This window comes from Streptomyces sp. NPDC098781 (genome assembly GCF_044759995.1).
In the GTDB taxonomy this organism is placed as follows: Bacteria; Actinomycetota; Actinomycetes; order Streptomycetales; family Streptomycetaceae; genus Streptomyces.
This window is the reverse complement of sequence record NZ_JBIWAK010000001.1, coordinates 1,308,605-1,326,940: the sequence shown is the minus strand read 5'-3', so window position 1 is coordinate 1,326,940 and position 18,336 is coordinate 1,308,605. Positions and strand designations below refer to the sequence as shown.

Annotated in this window: 17 protein-coding genes; 10 read left to right on the top strand and 7 right to left on the bottom strand. The window is 71.9% G+C overall.

Annotated elements, in window-relative coordinates; genetic code table 11:
• Positions 1-9: 9 nt before the first annotated feature.
• On the bottom strand, positions 10-1,074 hold the full coding sequence (locus ACIQWG_RS05735; protein WP_404090610.1) for a FecCD family ABC transporter permease: 1,065 nt from the start codon (positions 1,072-1,074) through the stop codon (positions 10-12).
• A gap of 79 nt (positions 1,075-1,153) precedes the next feature.
• On the opposite strand from ACIQWG_RS05735, the gene fes (ACIQWG_RS05730) reads away from it, so the two are divergent.
• The 8 genes from fes (ACIQWG_RS05730) to ACIQWG_RS05695 are packed head-to-tail and all read left to right on the top strand — an operon-like array spanning position 1,154 to position 11,919.
• Positions 1,154-2,476 carry an enterochelin esterase gene (gene fes / locus ACIQWG_RS05730; RefSeq protein WP_404090607.1) on the top strand — a complete coding sequence of 441 codons (1,323 nt, stop codon included), beginning with the start codon at positions 1,154-1,156 and terminating at the stop codon, positions 2,474-2,476.
• Between the two features lie 50 nt (positions 2,477-2,526).
• Complete coding sequence (locus ACIQWG_RS05725; RefSeq protein ID WP_404090604.1) at positions 2,527-3,501, top strand: ABC transporter substrate-binding protein; 975 nt, start codon at positions 2,527-2,529, stop codon at positions 3,499-3,501.
• Positions 3,498-4,280 (top strand): 2,3-dihydro-2,3-dihydroxybenzoate dehydrogenase, encoded by a 783-nt coding sequence (locus tag ACIQWG_RS05720; RefSeq protein ID WP_404090601.1) that lies wholly within the window; start codon positions 3,498-3,500, stop codon positions 4,278-4,280. The genes ACIQWG_RS05725 and ACIQWG_RS05720 overlap by 4 nt, the downstream gene beginning before the upstream one ends.
• Before the next feature lie 55 nt (positions 4,281-4,335).
• Entirely contained in the window at positions 4,336-5,529 is a 1,194-nt protein-coding gene (locus ACIQWG_RS05715) for an isochorismate synthase (protein WP_404090598.1), read from the top strand.
• Positions 5,526-7,154, top strand: a complete 1,629-nt coding sequence (locus tag ACIQWG_RS05710) for a (2,3-dihydroxybenzoyl)adenylate synthase (protein WP_404090595.1) — start codon at positions 5,526-5,528, stop codon at positions 7,152-7,154. The genes ACIQWG_RS05715 and ACIQWG_RS05710 overlap by 4 nt, the downstream gene beginning before the upstream one ends.
• A gap of 24 nt (positions 7,155-7,178) precedes the next feature.
• Complete coding sequence (locus ACIQWG_RS05705) at positions 7,179-7,811, top strand: isochorismatase family protein (protein WP_404090592.1); 633 nt, start codon at positions 7,179-7,181, stop codon at positions 7,809-7,811.
• A gap of 2 nt (positions 7,812-7,813) precedes the next feature.
• Positions 7,814-8,041 carry a phosphopantetheine-binding protein gene (locus ACIQWG_RS05700; RefSeq protein WP_404090589.1) on the top strand — a complete coding sequence of 76 codons (228 nt, stop codon included), beginning with the start codon at positions 7,814-7,816 and terminating at the stop codon, positions 8,039-8,041.
• Positions 8,038-11,919 carry an amino acid adenylation domain-containing protein gene (locus ACIQWG_RS05695; protein ID WP_404090586.1) on the top strand — a complete coding sequence of 1,294 codons (3,882 nt, stop codon included), beginning with the start codon at positions 8,038-8,040 and terminating at the stop codon, positions 11,917-11,919. The genes ACIQWG_RS05700 and ACIQWG_RS05695 overlap by 4 nt, the downstream gene beginning before the upstream one ends.
• A gap of 73 nt (positions 11,920-11,992) precedes the next feature.
• Here ACIQWG_RS05695 and fes (ACIQWG_RS05690) read toward each other — a convergent pair whose 3' ends face one another.
• Together fes (ACIQWG_RS05690) and ACIQWG_RS05685 are read right to left on the bottom strand one after the other, a co-directional pair.
• The gene (gene fes / locus ACIQWG_RS05690; protein ID WP_404090583.1) at positions 11,993-13,249 is read right to left on the bottom strand and encodes an enterochelin esterase; all 1,257 of its coding nucleotides are present in this window, start codon (positions 13,247-13,249) and stop codon (positions 11,993-11,995) included.
• A gap of 119 nt (positions 13,250-13,368) precedes the next feature.
• A complete protein-coding gene (locus tag ACIQWG_RS05685) occupies positions 13,369-14,046 on the bottom strand; it encodes an LPXTG cell wall anchor domain-containing protein (protein ID WP_404090580.1) in 678 nt (225 codons plus the stop codon).
• 40 nt (positions 14,047-14,086) lie between these two features.
• Between ACIQWG_RS05685 and ACIQWG_RS05680 the strand changes: the two genes are divergently transcribed.
• Positions 14,087-14,416, top strand: a complete 330-nt coding sequence (locus tag ACIQWG_RS05680; RefSeq protein WP_404090578.1) for a hypothetical protein — start codon at positions 14,087-14,089, stop codon at positions 14,414-14,416.
• Positions 14,417-14,556: 140 nt separating this feature from the next.
• On the opposite strand, the gene ACIQWG_RS05675 is transcribed toward ACIQWG_RS05680, so the two are convergent.
• The 3 genes from ACIQWG_RS05675 to ACIQWG_RS05665 form a co-directional block, all read right to left on the bottom strand.
• Positions 14,557-15,702, bottom strand: a complete 1,146-nt coding sequence (locus ACIQWG_RS05675; RefSeq protein ID WP_404090575.1) for a PQQ-dependent sugar dehydrogenase — start codon at positions 15,700-15,702, stop codon at positions 14,557-14,559.
• 208 nt (positions 15,703-15,910) lie between these two features.
• Positions 15,911-16,471, bottom strand: a complete 561-nt coding sequence (locus ACIQWG_RS05670) for a YceI family protein (protein WP_404090572.1) — start codon at positions 16,469-16,471, stop codon at positions 15,911-15,913.
• Between the two features lie 72 nt (positions 16,472-16,543).
• Positions 16,544-17,044: a hypothetical protein gene (locus ACIQWG_RS05665; RefSeq protein ID WP_404090569.1), complete on the bottom strand. Its 501-nt coding sequence runs from the start codon at positions 17,042-17,044 to the stop codon at positions 16,544-16,546.
• Between the two features lie 192 nt (positions 17,045-17,236).
• Between ACIQWG_RS05665 and ACIQWG_RS05660 the strand changes: the two genes are divergently transcribed.
• Positions 17,237-17,689 (top strand): VOC family protein, encoded by a 453-nt coding sequence (locus ACIQWG_RS05660; RefSeq protein WP_404090566.1) that lies wholly within the window; start codon positions 17,237-17,239, stop codon positions 17,687-17,689.
• A gap of 65 nt (positions 17,690-17,754) precedes the next feature.
• Here the strand turns inward: ACIQWG_RS05660 and ACIQWG_RS05655 are convergent, their stop codons facing one another.
• A complete protein-coding gene (locus ACIQWG_RS05655) occupies positions 17,755-18,333 on the bottom strand; it encodes a TetR/AcrR family transcriptional regulator (RefSeq protein WP_404090564.1) in 579 nt (192 codons plus the stop codon).
• Positions 18,334-18,336: the final 3 nt, after the last annotated feature.

Below are 18,336 nucleotides of genomic sequence, written 5' to 3'. Positions count from 1 at the left end.
GGGTAGAAGTCACAGGTGGGCCGCCTTCCGGCGCCGGACCAGATGGATGAAGACCAGTCCGCCGAGAAACGCGGTGACCGTGCCGACCTCGATCTCCGAGGGCGCGACGACCAGCCGCCCGAGCACGTCCGAGGCGAGCAGGAGTGCCGGTGCGTACAGGGCGCAGAGCGGGAAGATTTGGCGCGGGTCGGGGCCGCAGAACGCGCGGGCGGCATGAGGGATCATCAGGCCGACGAAGCCGATGGGTCCGCACACGGCGGTCGCTCCTGCGCACAGCAGCGTGACGGCGAGGACGGACAGCAGGCGGGTGCGCCGGACGTGGGTGCCGAGGGCGCGGGCGTGCTCCTCGCCGAGGGCGATCGCCCCGAGCGGGCGGGCCAGGGCGAGGGCGAGGAGTGCGCCGGCCGCGAGCAGCGGTGCCACCGTGAGCAGCAGCGAGGTGTCCCGTTTGGCGAGGGTGCCCACGGACCAGAACCGCATCTCGTCAAGGGTGTTGAGATCCCAGAGTTGGAGGCCGTTGACGTAGCCGAACAGGGCGGCGTTGACGGCGGTTCCGGCGAGGGCGAGGCGGACCGGAGTGGCGAGGCGTCCGCCGCCCAGGGCGCTGACGGCGGTGGTGGCCAGGGCGGCACCGGCGAGGGCGAACCACAGGTAGCCGGCGAACGACGTGATCCCCAGGACGCTGATGGCCGTGACGACCGCGGCGGACGCGCCGGCGTTCACGCCGAGCAGGCCCGGGTCGGCGAGCGGATTGCGGGTCAACGTCTGCATGACGGCGCCCGCGAGGCCGAGCGCCGCGCCGACGGCGACGCCGAGGAGGGTGCGGGGCAGCCTCAAGTCCCGCACGATCTCGTCGTTGCCGGTGCCCGAGGGCGACACGAGCGCCGACCACACCTGGTCGGGCGGAATCCGCTGGGTGCCCACGGCGAGCGACAGGACGGCCGCCGTGACCAGCAGGAACAGCCCGAGCAGCAGGCTTGCCGATCGTCCGGGCGATGCCCTGCCGCGGGGCGCTTCCGTGACGTCGGCCGGGGAGCGGTGCTCTCCGGCCCGGGGAGGCGTTCTCATGACCATGTGCTTAGCTTAGGCTAACCTAAATAGCGGTGTTGACGATTTCGTCGACACCACCATGTCTGTCTTGGGAAGTGGAGCCATGCCCGTCCTGCCCGCGTCACAGCGGCCGGCCTCGACCGCGGTCTCCGATGTCCGGCCGGTCCGCGTCACCGGCCCTCGCATCGCACGCCTCATCGCCGATCTGGCCACCGCCGACGCCGCTGGGCGTACGGCGTCGGTCACGGCCTTCTGGAGTGAGGCGGAGCGTCACGGCACGCCGCTCGTCGAGGAGTTGGCGGGCGACGCGGACCATCGGGCCGTCACCTTCCTGTGGCGGGGGCACCGCGCGACCCGGCAGGTGCTGCTGCTGGCCAACCGGCTCTTCGACCGCGACCGCCTCGTCGACGCCCTGCTGGACCACGTACCGGGTACGGACGTCTGGCACCTGGGTCTGCGCCTGCGGGCCGACCACCGCGGTTCCTACCGGCTCGCCGCCGACATCTCCCCCAAGGCGCCGCCCACGGACCCTGACGGCCTTCAGCAGCGGCTGCGCTCGCTGGCCGCCCACGCGGCGGGCGATCCGCTCAACCGGCTGTCGGCGCCGACCCGTTGGAGCCCAGTGCCCAATTCGGTCTTCGCACTGCCGCGGGCGCCGGCCCAACCCCTCAGCGGACGGCCCGGCAAGGTGCGTGCGGGACGGGTCGAACGCCACCGGGTGGCCTCCGCCGCACTCGGCGGGGACCGTGACACATGGATCTATCTGCCGCCGGGTCATGAACTGGTCGGCCAGCCGCCCTTGCCCGTGCTGGCGCTGTGCGACGGTGACATGTGGTTCGGCCGGCTCGGGTTCCACCACACGCTCGACGCCCTCCTGGCCGACGGGTCCCTGCCGCCGCTGGCCGTCGTCGCACCGGATGCCGTGGACCGGCACACCCGCGCCCGGGAACTCGGTGCCCGCGCGGAGTTCGTGTCCTTCCTCGCGGACGAGCTGCTGCCCTGGGCGGCGGGCCGCTGGTCCCTGTCCACCGACCCACGGCGGACCGTCGTCGCGGGACAGAGCCTGGGCGCGATGACCGCGCTGTACGCCGGGTTCCTGCGGCCCGACCGGTTCGGCAACGTGCTCGCCCAGTCGCCCTCCCTTTGGTGGCGGCCGGCGCTGCCGCCACGGACCGGACCCACCCCGCTGGTCCTCGGCGCACCCTGGCTCGTCACCCGCTTCGCCGCCGCCGAGCCGCGTCCCGTCACGGTCCATCTGGACGTCGGGCTGCACGAGGGCTCGATGGTCGAGCACACCCGTGCCCTCTACGACGTCCTGCGCTCGGCCCGCTACCGCGTCACCCGCGACGAGTTCAACGGCGGCCACGACCACGTCTGCTGGCACGGCGCGCTCGCCGACGGCCTGGTGCGCCTGCTGGGCACCTGACGCCGACGTCCACGCCACCCTTCACCCCACCTCCAAGGAGCTGTTCCTTCATGTCCTCTGCACGTCCCTCCCGCCGGGCGGTCCTGATGTCCGCCGCCGTGACCGGAGCACTGCTCGTGACCGGCTGCGGCAACGACGACGGCACCGGCGGTGCCGCCTCCTCCGGGAAGTCGAGCACCCGTCAGATCACCGATGCCACGGGCCGCGAGGTGAAGGTGCCCTCGGCGCCCCGGAAGGTCGTGGCCCTGAGCGAACCCACCCTGGACGCGGCCCTCGCGCTGGGCATCCAGCCCGTCGGCGGCACGGCGGGCCGCGGCCAGAGGAGCGTCTCCTCCTACCTGGCCGACCGGGCCGCGAAGACCGAGGTCGTGGCGACCGTCGCCGAGGCGGACATGGAGAAGCTCGCCGCGCTCCGGCCCGATCTGATCCTGCTCGACGAGACGACCGGGGCGAAGAAGGAGGTGGCCAAGCTCCAGCGGATCGCCCCGACGGTGGTCACCGCCCAGCTCAACGAGGACTGGAAGAAGGCGTTCACCGCCACGGCCGACGCGCTGAACCACAAGGACCGGGCCGAGAAGCTCCTGGCGGACTTCGACGCGGACACCGCTGCCACGAAGAAGAAGCTCGGCGAGAACGCGGGCGCGACCGTGAGCGTGGTGCGCTGGCAGAACGGGGCTCCGTCCGTCGTGGGCAAGGGCGTCGGCCACGTCGGCTCCACGCTCTCCGCGCTGGGTCTCGCCCGGCCGGCGGACCAGCGGGGCGCCAGTGCCGGGCACAGTGAGCCGGTCAGCCTGGAGAAGCTGGCCACCATTGACGGGAACTGGCTGTTCCTCGGCGCCCTCGGGGACCGGACCGCCGGTGAGAAGGCGTACGCCGAGGCGAAGAAGGTGCCGAACTTCGGCAGGCTGAAGGCCGAGAAGGAGGGCCACGTCGTCGTCATCGACGGGTCCGCCTGGAACAGCGCGGGAGGCCCCCTGGCGGCGCGGATCGTGCTCGACGACCTCACAAAGGCGCTCGCCTCATGAGCGCCGAACTCGCCGGCCGGCTCGCCCTCGTGACCGGGGCGGGCCGGGGCATCGGCGAGGCGGTGGCCGCCGCGCTCGTCGAGCAGGGCGCCCGCGTCCTCGCCACCGACCTCACAGCGGACGGCGTCAAGGCTCTCGCGGACACATACGGCGACCGGATCACGCCCCGCGCGCTCGACGTCACCGACGCCGACGCCGTCGAGGCCCTGGTCGACGACACCGAACGCACCCTCGGTCCGGTCGACATCGCTGTCAACGTCGCCGGAGTGCTGCGCGGTTCCCATGTCGTGGACCTCACCGACCAGGACTGGGCGGCCACCTTCGCGGTCAACACCGACGGCGTCTTCCACGTCTCCCGCGCGGCCGCCCGCCGCATGGCCCAGCGCGGCCACGGCAGCATCGTCACGGTCGCCTCGAACGCGGCCGGCATCCCCCGCTCCGGCATGGCCGCCTACGCCGCTTCCAAAGCCGCCGCCGTGATGTTCACCAAGTGCCTGGGGCTGGAGGTGGCCGCCAGCGGCGTCCGCTGCAACACCGTCTGCCCCGGCTCGACCCTGACCGACATGCAACGCGCCCTGTGGGCGCCCGGAGACGAGGCGGCTTCCGCCCGGCGCGTCATCGAGGGCGACCCGGCCACGTACCGCACCGGCATTCCGCTCGGCCGGATCGCCGATCCCGCCGACATCGCCGACGCGGTCGTCTTCCTGGCCTCCGACCGGGCCCGCCACATCACCCTGCACGACCTGTACGTCGACGGGGGCGCGACCCTGCGGGCCTGACCGCCCCCGCGCCCCGTCCTTCGTGCCGTCCCCCCACTGGAGCACTGGAGACCCCATGTCCATCACCGCGCACGTGCCCGCCGCCCCGCCGGTCTCCCCCGGCGCGGCGACCTCCCTCCTCGACGCCTACCGCGCCACCACGGACCGGTTCCTGGCCACGCCCCACCGCACCTTGCTGGGCCGTGGCACCAGCGCCGAAATACCCCACGACACCCGCCCGTTGGCACAGCGCGTACGGGAGGCGCTGGACGCGCTGCGCCGTCCCGGCGCCACGGCTCCGGTCGTCGTGGGCTCGCTCCCCTTCGCCCCGGACGCACCGCCCGCGCTCGCGGTCCCGGACGTGGTGCACTGGGCGCCACCGCTCCGCGAGGACCCGCTCGTCGCCCTGCCCCTCCCCCACGACGAGACCCGGCCCGACTGGCAGGTCACCCAGGTCCCGCCGCCCGAGCGGTACGGCGAGGCCGTCGCCGCCGCCGTCGAGCGCATGCGCGCCGGGGAGTTCGACAAGGTCGTGCTCGCCCGGACCCTGGAGCTGACCTCCGCGCGTGAACCCGACCTGCGGCTCATGCTGCGCCGCCTGGCCCACCGCGACCCGGCCGGCTACACCTTCGCCGTGCCCAGCGGCCCCGGCCGCACCCTGATCGGCGCCAGCCCCGAACTCCTCGTCGCCCGGCGGGCAGGCCGCCTCACCGCCAATCCGCTGGCCGGATCCGCGCCACGCAGCACCGACCTCGCCGAGGACGTGCGCCGGGCGGTGGCACTGCTGGAGTCCCCGAAGGACCTGCACGAGCACGCCGTGGTCGTCGCCGCCGTCCGCGCGGCCCTCGCCCCGTACTGCTCCCGTCTGGAGGTGCCCGAGCGGCCCACGCTGGTACGCACGGCGGCGATGTGGCACCTGTCGACCACGGTCACGGGTGAGCTCACCGACCCGGACACGACGGCCCTGGATCTGGCGTCCGCGCTGCACCCGACGCCGGCCGTGTGCGGCACCCCGACCGACGTGGCGCGAGCCGTGATCGCCGCGTGGGAACCCTTCGACCGTGGCCCGTACACGGGCATGGTCGGCTGGCAGGACGCGGACGGCGACGGCGAGTGGGTCGTGACCATCCGCTGTGCCGAAGCCGAGGGGCGCTCGCTCAGGTTGTTCGCGGGCGCCGGTGTGGTCGCCGAGTCGTCGCCGGCGGCCGAGACCGCGGAGACCGCCGCCAAGTTCCGTACGTTCCTGCACGCCGTGGGGGCCTCGCTGTGACCGTCACACCCGGGGTCGACGCGCCCACCTGGCCCGAGGAGTTCGCCGCGCGGTACCGGGCGGCCGGCTACTGGAGGGGCGAGACGTTCGGCGGCATGCTGCGCGAGCGGGCCGCCGCCCATCCCGACCGCATCGCCCTGATCGACCCTGCCCCCGTGCGCCGCACCTGGACGTACGGCGAACTCGACGAGCGCGCCGACCGGCTGGCCGCCGGATTCGCGGCGCGCGGGATCGCCAAGGGCGACCGGGTCGTCGTACAACTCCCCAACATCGGCGAGTTCGTCGAGGTCGTCTTCGCGCTGTTCCGCATCGGCGCGCTGCCCGTGTACGCCCTGCCCGCGCACCGTGAGACGGAGATCGGCCACTTCTGCGCCTTCGCGGAGGCGGTGGCGTACGTCGTCCCGGCCGTACATGCCGGCTACGACCACCGCGACCTCGCCGCGCGGGTACGCAAAGGGACGCCGAGCCTCAAGCACGTCTTCGTGGTGGGTGACCCGAGCGAGCACACTCCACTGTCCGAGGTGCCGTGCGATCAGGCCGGCCCGCTGATCGGGCCCGAGCCGCACGAGCTGGCGTTCCTGCAACTGTCGGGCGGCACGACCGGGGTGTCCAAGCTGATCCCGCGCACCCACGACGACTATCTCTACTCGCTGTGGGGCTCCGACGAGATCTGCGGCGTCGACGCCGGCACCCGGTACCTCGTCGCGCTGCCCGCCGCCCACAACTTCCCCATGAGCTCGCCCGGTTGGCTGGGCGTGCTGTATGCCGGGGGCACCGTGGTGCTGTGTCCGAAGCCCGATCCGGCGACGGCGTTCCCGCTCGTCGAGCGCGAGCGGATCACCATGACGGGGCTCGTGCCACCCCTCGCCCTGGTGTGGACCGAGGCCGGCGCGACGACACCGTACGACCTGTCCAGCCTTCGGCTGGTGCTGGTCGGCGGCGCCAAGTACAGCGAGGAGGCCGCCCGTCGGCTCGAACCGGCGCTGGGATGCCGGCTCATGCAGGTGTTCGGCATGGCCGAGGGACTCGTCAACTACACACGGCTGGACGACGACACCACGACGGTCGTCACCACCCAGGGACGGCCGATCTCCCCGGACGACGAGATCCGGATCGTGGACGACTTTGGGCGCGAGGTGCCCGAGGGCGAGGCCGGCCACCTCCTGACACGCGGCCCGTACACGATCCGCGGCTACTGGCGGGCACCGGAACACAACGCCCGGGCCTTCACCGAGGACGGCTTCTACCGCACCGGCGACCTGGTGCGCCGCACCCCCACCGGGCATCTGGTCGTCGTGGGCCGGGCCAAGGACCAGATCAACCGAGGCGGCGAGAAGATCGCGCCGGAGGAGATCGAGAACATCATCCTCGCCCACCCGTCCGTCCACGACGTGTCCGTGGTCGCGGTCCCCGACGCGTACCTCGGGGAACGCTCCCTGGCCTACGTGATCCTGCGGCCGGACGCCGAACCGCTCAAGCCGGTCGCCGTCAGACGATTCGTGCGCGAGCGCGGGGTCGCCGACCACAAGGTCCCCGACCTCGTCGAATTCGTCGACGCCTTCCCTCGGACCGGTGTCGGCAAGGTCAGCAAGAAGCAGCTGCGGTCCACCGCCGAGCAGTCCTGAAAGCCCTGAAAGGCCAGTCTTCCCATGGCACTTCCCGCCATTCCGTCCTATCCCCTCCCCAGCGCGGACGACCTGCCGGCGAACCGCGTGACATGGACCGCGGACCCGGCGCGCGCCACGCTCCTCGTCCACGACCTCCAGCACCACTTCCTGTCCGCCTTCCCGGCCGACGGCCAGCCCCTCACCGGCATGCTCGACAACACCGCCCGGCTGCTGAGGCGGGCCCGCCGGCTCGGTGTGCCCGTCGTCTACTCAGCCCAGCGCGGCGGGCAGTCACCCGAGGAACGCGGACTCCAGCTGGACTTCTGGGGGCCCGGTGTCGCCGACGACCCCGAGGCCCTCGCCATGCCCGCCGAGGTCGCGCCGCAGGCAGGCGACACCGTACTCACCAAGTGGAAGTACAGCGCGTTCGCGCGTACCGAACTCGAAGCGCTGATACGGGAGTCGGGCCGCGATCAGCTCGTGATCGCCGGCGTGTACGCGCACATCGGCGTACTGATGACCGCCGCCGACGCGTGGAGCCGGGACATCCAGGCATTCGTCGTCGCCGACGCGGTCGCCGACTTCTCCCGCGCGGACCACGACATGGCGCTGCGCTGGGCCGCGGGCCGCTGCGCGGTCGTGACCACCACCGACGCGCTCTTCAAGGAGGCCTGAGTATGCCGCTCACCCTGGACCGGATCCGCGCCGACATAGCGGACGCGCTCGGGGAGGACCCCGCCGACATCCCCGTCGACGAGAACCTCCTCGACTACGGCCTCGACTCCGTCCGTGTCATGGCGCTGCTCGAACGCTGGCGCCGCGAGCACGGCGTCCGGGCCGACTTCGCCGATCTCGCCGAGCGGCCGGCCATCGAGGCCTGGGCGTCGAAGCTGGGGGTGGCATGACCCCCGCCCTCGCCTCGGAAACCGTGTTTCCGCTGACCTCGGCCCAGTCGGGCATGTGGTACGCGCAGGCCCTCGATCCGCGCAGCCCCGCGCAGAACACCGCCGAGTGCCTGGAGATCGACGGGCCCCTCGATCCGGGCCTCTTCGCCACCGCCGTACGTCAGGTCACCGAGGAGGCGGAGGCGCTGCGCGTCGTCGTGGAGGACTCCCCAGACGGCCCTCGCCAACGCCTGTGCCCCCTGGCCGAGTCGCCGCTCGCCGTGCTGGAGCACAGCACCTCGGAATCGGCCCAGGCGTGGATGCGGGCGGATCTGGCCGAGCCGGTCGACCTGGCCAGGGGCCCGCTGTTCCGGCACGCCCTGTTCCGCATCGGTGCGGAACGCTGGCTGTGGTACCAGCGCGTGCACCACCTGGCCACGGACGGCTTCGGCTACTCGCTGCTCGTGCGGCGCACCGCCGAGGTGTACTCGGCCCTCGCCCGCGGCGAGACACCCCCGCCCCGCACCTTCGGCCGACTGACCGACCTGGTCGAGGACGACGCCGCCTATCGCGCCTCGCCCGCATTCGAGGCGGACCGGGCCCACTGGCGGGAGCGGTTCGCCGACCGTCCCGAGGCGCCCCGGCTCGCGGGCCGCGGTGCGCTGCCCTCGTGGACGTCCCTGCGCCGAACGACCCATCTGTCGCCGACGGCCACCGAGCGACTGCGCGACCTGGCCGGCCGCCTGCGCGCCACCTGGCCTGACGTGCTGATCGCGGCCCAGGCCCTGTACACCTCCCGCGCCACCCATCGGCCGGACGTGGTGCTGGGCCTGCCGATGATGGGCCGCCTGGGCTCGGCGGCGCTGCGCGTCCCGGGCATGGTCATGAACGTGCTGCCGCTGCGGCTGTCGGTCCCGGCGGACGCAACCTTCGCCGACCTCGTACGCCAAGTGGTCCTCGGCATCCGAGAGACACGCCGCCACCAGCGCTACCGCTACGAGGACATCCGCCGCGACCTCGGACTGCTCGGCGAGGCGCGCGGCCTGGTCGGTCCGCTGGTCAACGTCATGCCGTTCGACTACGCCGTCGACTTCGCGGGAGCGCCGGTCCGGGCCCGGAACCTGTCCGCCGGCCCCGTCGACGACCTGACGGTCAACATCTACGACCGCGCCGACGGCCGGGGCCTGCGCATCGACCACGACGGCAACCCCGCCCTGTACGACGAGGCCGCCCTGGCCGCGCACCAGGACCGGTACGCGCATCTGCTGGAGCGCCTCGCGCAGGCCGACCCGCACCTGCCCCTGGCCGCCCACACCATCGCCACCCCGGACGAACGAGCCCTGGTGGTCACGGAGTTCAACCGCACCGACCGCGCGCTGCCGCCGACCACCCTGATCGGCCCGATCGAGTCACGCGCCGACCGGACGCCCGAGGCACCGGCGCTGGTGTACGGGGGTACGACCCTCACCTATGCCGACCTCAACACGCGGGCCAACCGGCTCGCCCACCATCTGCGCTCGCTGGGCGCCGAACCGGGGTCGGTGGTGGCGGTCTCGGTGTCGCGATCGGCGGAGCTCGTGATCACGCTGCTGGCCGTGCTCAAGGCGGGCGCCGCCTATCTGCCCCTGGATCCGGACTATCCGGCCCAGCGGCTGGCGTACATGCTCCAGGACGCCGCGCCCGTCTGCGCGATCACCGACCATGCGGACCGCCTCCCCCGGGACACCGGGACGCCGCTGGTCGTGCTGGAGGGGCTGGACGTGTCCGGTCGCCCCTGGGTCAATCCGGGACGCGCGCTGACACCGGCTCACCCCGCCTACGTCATCTACACGTCCGGTTCCACGGGCCGGCCGAAGGGCGTGGTCGTCTCGCACGGGGCGATCGACAACCGGCTGCGCTGGATGCAGCACGAGTACCGGCTGACGCCCGGGGACCGGGTGCTCCAGAAGACGCCCTCGTCCTTCGACGTGTCGGTCTGGGAGTTCTTCTGGCCGCTGCGCGAGGGCGCGACCCTCGTGGTCGCCGAACCCGGCGGCCACAAGGACCCCGTCCACCTCGCCCGACTGATCCGTGAACAGGCCGTCACCACTTGCCACTTCGTCCCTTCGATGCTCCAGGTCTTCCTCGCCGGGCCGGACGCGGCCGGATGCGCGGACGCCCTGCGCCTGGTGTTCTGCAGCGGTGAGGCCCTGCCGCGGGAGACCGCGAACGCCTTCGCGCGCACGCTGCCCGGCGTGGAGCTGCACAACCTGTACGGGCCGACCGAGGCCGCCGTCGACGTCACGTACCACGCCTGCGTGGCGGGGGACCGCGGCCCGGTGCCCATCGGGAGGCCGGTGTGGAACACCCGGCTGTACGTCCTCGACGCGGGCCTCCAGCCCTGCCCGCCGGGGATTCCGGGTGAACTCTATTTGGCGGGGGCTCAGTTGGCCGACGGCTATCTCAACCGTCCGGAACTCACGGCGGCCCGGTTCGTGGCCGATCCGTTCGGACCGGCGGGCGGCCGGATGTACCGGACGGGCGATCTGGCCCGCTGGACGGAGCAGGGCGAGGTGGAGTACCTCGGCCGGACCGACCACCAGGTGAAACTGCGCGGACAGCGCATCGAACTCGGCGAGATCGAGGCGGCGTTGGCGGCGCGGCCGGACGTCGAGGGCGCCTGCGCGCAGGTGCTCGACGAACGGCTCGTCGGCTATGTGACGGGCGGTGCCGACCCCGCCGCTGTACGCGCAGCGCTGGCGCGCGAGCTGCCCGAGCACATGGTCCCGGCGGCGGTCGTCGCGCTCGACGCGTTCCCGCTGAGCCCCAACGGCAAGCTGGACCGCCGTGAGCTGCCCGCCCCGGTCTTCGCCGGGGCGGAGGGCGCCCGACGCCCGTCCACCGCCCGTGAGGAGGCGTTGACGCTGTTGTTCGCCCAGGTGCTCGGGGTGGACCGGGCGGGTCCCGACGACGCGTTCTTCGACCTGGGCGGCACCTCGCTGCTCGCGGTGCGGCTGGTGACGCGGGTGCGTGAGGAGTTCGGCGTCGAGCTGACCATGGGCTCGCTGTTCGAGGCGCCGACACCGGCCGCGCTGGCCGCCCGGCTGGAGGACACGGGACCGGCCTCGCGGGACGCCCTGGACGTCGTACTGCCGCTACGCGCCGAAGCCGAAGGAGACCTGCCGCCGCTGTTCGCGATCCACCCGGCGGGCGGCATCGCCTGGTGCTACGCGGGGCTGGCCGCACGCCTGGGCCCGGGTCAGCCGGTGTACGGCATCCAGGCCCGCGGGCTGACCGGTGACGAGCCGCTGCCGCACACGCTCCAGGAGGAGGCCGAGGACTACGTCCGCCAGATCCGCGAGGTCCGTCCGCACGGGCCGTACCGGCTGCTGGGCTGGTCGGTCGGCGGGGTCCTCGCGCACACCGTGGCCGTTCTGCTCCAGGAGGCCGGGGAGCGGGTGGAACTCCTGGCCCTGCTCGACGCGTTCCCGGCGGAACAGTGGCGGGAGCGGGCCGCGCCCGAGGAGGGTGACGCCCTCACGGCGGTACTGCGCATGGCCGGATTCGACCGTACGCATGAACGCACCAAGGAGGACGTGCTGGCCACCCTGCGCCGGGCTGGCAGCCCGCTGGCCGGCCTGTCCGAGCACACGCTGGCGCGGATCGTCGACATCGTGCCGAACCACGCCCGCATGATGCGCGAACATCACCATCGCCGCTTCGAGGGCGACGTGCTGTTCTTCACGGCCGCCGCCCCACGCGCCGAGCACTGGCTGACCCGGCGGGCATGGGGCCCGTACGTGAGCGGCGCGATCGAGAACCACGACCTGGACTGCACGCATCCGCAGTTGCTGCGGGACCAGTACCTCGACGCGATCGCGGGGCGTCTGGCCGCAGGGGCGGAGAAGTGCGAGGCATGAGCCCACCGGCCACGGTTCGTTGAGTCCTGGAGCCCGGGCCCGCACCTGCGTGGTGCGGGCCCGGGCGAAAGGCTCACCGGCCCAGCAACTCCACCAGGCCGTCGGCCAGTTCCGTGCGCCAGCACAGGTAGTCGTGGCCGCCGTTGAACTCCTGGTAGGAGGAGTCGTGACAGCCGAGGGCGGCGAGGGTGTCGCGCAGTCGGCGGGCCGCGGGCAGGGCCACCCATTCCTGCTCCCCGAAGGAGAGCCGGAAGCGCACGGGCAGGCGGGGCAGTTGTGCGATGGCGTGGGTGAGCCACTCCGCGTCGGGGCCGACGGGCCACCAGAAGGAGCCGGACTGCGCGAGCGCGTTGCCGAACCGGTGCGGGGCCGTCAGCGCGGCGTAGGCGGCGGTGAGTCCGCCGAGGCTCTGCCCGGCGATGACGGTGCGCTCCGGGTCGTCGGTGAGGGGCAGACGTCCGGCCGCCCAGGGCAGCAACTCGTCGGTGAGGAAGGCGACATACTCGGGCCGGCAGGTCAGCTCCGCCCAGCGGGTGGCCTCGTCCACGGCGTCCGGCAGAACCGCGGCGACCGGTGGGATGCGGCCGTCGGCGATGAGTGTGTCCAGCAGGCGGGAGAGCCCGAGTCGGGGCTGCCAGTGGTCGCCGTCGAGCAGGACCAGGACCGGCAGTTCGGCCGACTCCCCCACGGTCCCTGGCGGCCGGTACAGCCACACGCGCCGCCGGGCACCCAGCCGCTCGCTGTCCACGTGGTGCTCGGTGACGGTGCCGCGTGCGGTGTCGGGCCGGGGATCCAGGTCGGCCGCACGGGGAGCGGCCGGGAGTTCGGCGTACGAGACGGGCTCGCCGTCCCAACGGTGGGGCAGAGTGCGGCTGTTGAAGGGGTCGGCGCGACGACGGCCGCGCAGCCGTGCCCAGTACTCGGGGGTGCCCTGGTCGAGGCCGTCGCCCTCGTCGATGTGGAGCGCGTAGGTGCCGCGCCAGTCCTGGCGCAGGCGGAGCGTCCAGTGCCAGACGTCCGTGCCGGGGACGCGCTCCATGAGGTTGCCCTCGGGATCGCTCGGGTCGCCGAGCTTGTTCGGCATGATCTGCACGGCTCGCGTGCCCGGAGTGCCGCGCCACAGGAACGTCACGGCCAGGTGGTCGGCGCCGCCGTGCGGGTCCGGGCTCAGCAGCGGAGTGCCCTCGCGGCGGACATCGGCCCAGAACTTCTCGACACCGGCCGGGCCGGGCAGTGCCGACTCCGGGGTCCGTATGCGCGGGACCGGATGAGGGCGTGCCAAGCGGGGTGGGTGGTGCGGTGCTTCCCCGAGGGGAGGGGACACGAGCATGCGGACGGACTCCGTGCGTCAGGGCGGCTACTCCACTTAGGCCACCCTAACCTCCGCCAGGACATGCCCTTCCGGTGTGGCCGGCACCCGGTCCCGTGGGTGCCGGCCGGCCGATCCCGTCAGGCTGCGTCCGTGCCCGCCCTTCGGCGGCGTACGGCATACACGGCACCCGCGCCGAGCACGACGGCAGTGCCGCCGACGAGGCCGAGCACCGGGAGCGCGGAGGAGGAGCCGGTGTGGGCGAGGTCCCCGGCGGGGGCGGTCGTCGTCGGCGTTGCGGCTCCGCCGGTCTGCGGCTCGGGCTCGCTGCTGCTCGGCGGCTCGGACGCGCCTGCGTCACCGGTTCCCGTTCCCGGCTTGACGATGTTGTAGTACCAGAGCCCTCCGTACCCGCACACTCCCTCCTCGTCGAGACCGGAGACCTGGAGGCTGATGTAGCCGTTCCCGATGAACTCGGTTTCCAGCTCGGGCCAGGTGCCGTGCGGGAAGTTCGCCTCGACGCTCATACGCAGTTGGAGAGTCACGGTCTTGCGGGGCGCTATGTCGACGGGCGGGAGTCGCCCGTCCATCTCGTACTTGTCCCAGGGGATCTCCGCCCAGGTGCGGGACTGCTCGTCCCAGCGCTGGATGTTGACGTATTCCTGCTGCTCCGCGGGAGCGTCGGGCGCCATCTCGTACGCGTTCTTCACCACCCCGACGGTTATGTCCCGCAGAGCGGTGTCGGACATGTTCTCCAGCTCGATCGTGAGGCCGTGCCAGCCGCCGCCCGCGACGAAGCGTCTGGTCTCACCGGACACGTTGCCCGACAGGAACTCGTCGCCCGGCTCGCTGGGGCACGTGTGCGGAACGGTGGGCGACGCGGAGGCCGGCGACGACGGGGACGTGGACGCCGACGCAGAAGCGGTGGACGAAGCGGGCTCGGAAGCCGGAACGGAGACGGATGGGGACGGCGACGCGGTCGGGGCCGGAGACTCGGTCGTCGTAGCGGAAGCGGATGCGGACGGTGTCGGCGAGGCGGTGGCGTGCGCGGGGCTTCCGGCCAGCAGTGCCGCCGGGACCAGCGCGGCGGTGATCGCCAGAGCAGGACGCAATCTCATGGAACAGCCTTCGGGTGCGGGACCCGGGTTCTTCGACCCCCGGATGCGGATGCTGCGGACACCCGTGTGACCCCTGGGACACCGCGGTGGTTGTAGCGCAGGCGAAATCGATCGGAGGTCGCAGACCCGGGGGCGGGCCGGAGATCAGGGAGTTGATCCGGCCCGCCGTGGGTGACCGTGGCTGCCCAGCGGCTGCTTCCGGTGTGGTCGTTACGCCGGGTCGATACGGAAGACGCTGCCGCCGATGGCGAATACGTACAGTTCGCCGTTGCCGCCCTGCGCGAAGGAGATGACCTCACCGCCGTTGACGCCGAGGTCGTTGACGGCGGTCACCTTGCCGTTCTTCAGCCGCAAGGAGCGGATGGTGCCGTCGCAGTAGTCGCTGTACACGTACTGCCCCTTGAGGCTCGGGATCGCCTTGCCCCGGTAGACGTATCCGCCGGTCACCGAGCAGCCGAAGTTGGTGCGGTCGTACTCGTGGATCGGGGGCACGTGGTTCGCGGGTTCGGTGCCGCCGCGGAAGGGGTGGGTGCCCTCCATCTGGGCCCAGCCGTAGTTCTCTCCGCCCTTGCTGCCGGCCGGGGCCCAGTCGATCTCCTCCCAGTCGTTCTGGCCGACGTCACCGATCAGCAGGTCGCCCGTGCCCGAGTCGAAGGAGAAACGCCACGGGTTGCGCAGTCCGTACGCCCAGATTTCGTCCCTCGCGTTCGGGTCGGCGACGAACGGGTTGTCGGACGGGATCGCGTACGGCTTGCCGCCCCTCGGGTCGATCCTCAGGAGCTTGCCGAGCAGGGTGTCGAGGTTCTGTCCGTTGCCGTGCGGGTCGCCGCCCGCACCCCCGTCGCCTAGCCCGATGTAGAGGTAACCGTCGGGGCCGATCTTGATGTCGCCGCCGTTGTGGTTCGCGTAGGGCTGCGTCTGGGTGAGGACCGTACGCCGGGTGTGCGGCTGGATCCTGCCGTGCCGTACGGCGAACTCGTCCACGGTACTGGTGCCTTCGAGGTTGGTGAACGAGATGTAGAAGTGGGCGAACCGCTTGTCGAACGCGATGCCCAGCAGCCCGCGTTCGCCGTCGATGGTGGTCTCGGCGGAGATGTCGAGGACGGGCTCGCCGAGCCCGTCCGGGCCCAGAACCCGTACGGTGCCCGCGCGTTCGGCGATCCAGAGTCTGCCTCCGGGACCGGCGGCACCCGCCGTCGGATTCTTCGCCGTCGCCACGTTCTTGAGAGTGACCTTCGCCGCCTGCCGTGCGAGGGCCGGCTCATCGGCCGACGCCGCGGGCAGCGCGAGTGAGGCGAGCGAAGCCAGGAGACAGATCGTGCCGATGACCGCCGAGCTTCTGGTGCGAACTCTCACCGTGTTCCTCCTGGAAGCGGTGAATCAGGTCGCGCGGGGCCCAAGGCTCGTCGTTCGGTGCCGCTGGCGCCAACACGCCACCTGGTGCGGGTGGGGGGAAAGAGAACGAGGTACGAGGCCGGCTCCGGAAGAGGATACTGGGACTCGACCGCTTGGTATAGACCAGCCGCACGAGAGTCCGGCCGCGAAGCACTGTGGGCGGAGCCGCCTACCCCGCCTCAAGTACCGCCTCGATGTCGACCACGACATCGACCATGGCGCTGACGACGACCCCGCGCCGTCCGACCTCGTCGTTCCAGTTCACCTCGAAGTCATGGCGGTTGATACGAGTGGTGGCCGTGAAGCCCGCCCGTCGCCTCGGGCCGAGATCCCGGCCGTCCTCCCACCAAGGGGTGTCCCACTGCCCCAAGTAGGAGACGTCGAAGAGGACGGGACGCGTGATGCCCCGTACGGTGAGATCTCCGCCGACCTCGAATTCGGTGGTGCTGAGTTGCTGCACATGTGACGCGACGAAGGTCCACGTGGGGTGGTGCTCGACATCGAAGAAGTCGGAACTGCGCAGATGCGCGTCGCGCTGGGGCTGACCGGTGTACACCTCGGTCGCGTCGACGGTCGCCTCGACGCGGGCCTTCTCGGGCTCGTCGGGATCGACCTCCAGCCACCCCTGTACGTTCTTGAGCTGGCCGCGCACGTAGGTGACCATCATGTGCCGGGCGCGAAACTCCGCGCCGGTGTGACCCGGCTCGAAGAACCATCTGGTCGAGGCCATGCCGGCTCCCCTCGCGCCTTCACCCGCCGGGCCATCGCCTCTGACGCCATGGCCTCTGACGCCAAGGCCTGATCAGCGCCGCAGCATGCGCCGCCGAGAGCCGTGACGAGTGGGCGCGGGTCCGCTCTGCTCGGTCAGGCCGTGGACCATGAGGGAGATGCCGGCGCCCAGGAGCCAGATGTCCTTGGCCAGCGTGATTCCCTGCTCGGTGGGGCGCAGACTGCCTTCCTTACGCATGCCCGGCGTACGCACGTAGAGCCCCAGAGTGCCGCAGGCGAATGCCGTGAGCGCGGCCCCGGCGACGGCGGCCGGCACGACCGGAAGGAGGAGCGTGGCGGCAATGCCCATTTCCCCTGCTGCGAGCAGGCGGGCGAACTTCTGCGGCGGGAGCTTGCCCAGGTCGGGATAGGTGGCTGCGGCGAACTGCTGGAGCCCTTCGGCGGTGGCCTCGTCCGCCTTGAGTTTCGACAGACTGGAATCGAGGAAGAACGCACCGACACTGAGCCTGACCGGCAGTTGCCGCGCGGTGGAACGCCATGCCGAACCTGATACCACTCCGAGCCTCCCGTCCATCGGCCCCGTTTACCACCATGCCACCGGCTGGGACCGTGTCAAATGGGGAGCAAACGCCACCTGGGACCCTCCGCACCGCCACAGGCCGACGGTGCTCGACGACCATCCGACCCACCGCCGTGTTCCTCCGTGCTCCCGACCACCGATCCACCACTATGGAAGGAAAACTCCCGATTCACCTGGAGGTCTCGCATGAGCCGTGATGGTTTCCCCGCCCCGGATTCCGGGATGCTCATCACTCACTTCCTGACGGTGGCCGACGTAGCCCGATCTCGCGCCTTCTACGCCGACGTCCTCGGCGGTGAGGTGGTACTGGAGGAGAACCCCTGCACCGTCAAGCTCGCCAACGGATGGATCATCATGAACCCCGGCGGCGGCCCCACCCCGGACAAGCCGGACGTCACCCTGCGCCCGCCCACCGATCCGAGCACGGTCAGCAGCTTCCTCAACCTGCGCGTCGCCGACATCGAGGCATGTCACCGGGAGTGGAGTGCGAAGGGCGCCGAATTCCTCACGCCCCCCATCGATCGCACCGCCGAGGTGCGGTGCTACCTGCGCGACCCGGACGGCTATCTCATCGAGGTCGGACAGGCCACCGGCATGCTGCACGGCGTCTACGCCGACCCGCCCGCCGGCAAGAACTAGGAGGCCGGTCCGATCCGGCGCCATTCCACTCCAGCCTGGAGGCACGGCTTCTGAGGCCGTGTCACCTACTCCACCGCCACAATGCGCTCGACCGCGGCCGTCACCAGTTGTTCCCGCTCCGCCTCCGAGAAGACGTCCGGCAGGGTGAGCTGCTCAACGATCAGCCAGTTCAGAGTCAGCATGAGCAGTTTGACCGCGGTGGCGTCGCCGGGGAGGCCGGACGCCTCGTGATAAGCGACGTTGGCGTCGACGTCGGCTCGGACCCGCTCGGTGAGGACCTTGCGCAGCTCGGGGCGGCGGGTGGCTTCGAGGCGAAGTTCCAGCAGGGCCAGGTATCCGGTGCGGAAGGAGGCGATACGGCCCACCAGCTCGCGCATCAGCGCGGCGTAGGTCTCCCGGTCGCGGGCGGCCGCCTGCTGGCGGGCGATCGTGGCCTCGTCGGGCTGGAGTCGCTCGTAGACCCGGGCGCCGGCCTGGGTGAGCAGGTCGTCGCGGCTGGCGAAGTAGTTTGACGCCGTGCCGGCGGGAACGGCGGCTTCGGCATCCACCGCCCGGAACGTCAGGCCGCGGGCCCCTTCTCGGGCCAGCACCTCGATCGCCGCATCCACGAGGGCCGCGCGCCGCTGGTCGTTCCGCCTCACCACTGA

What these genes read in the sequence shown, in the direction of transcription:
- ACIQWG_RS05735 (WP_404090610.1), bottom strand. Translation starts at nt 1,074, where the DNA reads ATGGTCATGAGAACGCCTCCCCGGGCCGGAGAGCACCGCTCCCCGGCC.
- fes (WP_404090607.1), top strand. Translation starts at nt 1,154, where the DNA reads ATGCCCGTCCTGCCCGCGTCACAGCGGCCGGCCTCGACCGCGGTCTCC.
- ACIQWG_RS05725 (WP_404090604.1), top strand. Translation starts at nt 2,527, where the DNA reads ATGTCCTCTGCACGTCCCTCCCGCCGGGCGGTCCTGATGTCCGCCGCC.
- ACIQWG_RS05720 (WP_404090601.1), top strand. Translation starts at nt 3,498, where the DNA reads ATGAGCGCCGAACTCGCCGGCCGGCTCGCCCTCGTGACCGGGGCGGGC.
- ACIQWG_RS05715 (WP_404090598.1), top strand. Translation starts at nt 4,336, where the DNA reads ATGTCCATCACCGCGCACGTGCCCGCCGCCCCGCCGGTCTCCCCCGGC.
- ACIQWG_RS05705 (WP_404090592.1), top strand. Translation starts at nt 7,179, where the DNA reads ATGGCACTTCCCGCCATTCCGTCCTATCCCCTCCCCAGCGCGGACGAC.
- ACIQWG_RS05700 (WP_404090589.1), top strand. Translation starts at nt 7,814, where the DNA reads ATGCCGCTCACCCTGGACCGGATCCGCGCCGACATAGCGGACGCGCTC.
- ACIQWG_RS05695 (WP_404090586.1), top strand. Translation starts at nt 8,038, where the DNA reads ATGACCCCCGCCCTCGCCTCGGAAACCGTGTTTCCGCTGACCTCGGCC.
- fes (WP_404090583.1), bottom strand. Translation starts at nt 13,249, where the DNA reads ATGCTCGTGTCCCCTCCCCTCGGGGAAGCACCGCACCACCCACCCCGC.
- ACIQWG_RS05670 (WP_404090572.1), bottom strand. Translation starts at nt 16,471, where the DNA reads ATGGCCTCGACCAGATGGTTCTTCGAGCCGGGTCACACCGGCGCGGAG.
- ACIQWG_RS05665 (WP_404090569.1), bottom strand. Translation starts at nt 17,044, where the DNA reads ATGGACGGGAGGCTCGGAGTGGTATCAGGTTCGGCATGGCGTTCCACC.
- ACIQWG_RS05660 (WP_404090566.1), top strand. Translation starts at nt 17,237, where the DNA reads ATGAGCCGTGATGGTTTCCCCGCCCCGGATTCCGGGATGCTCATCACT.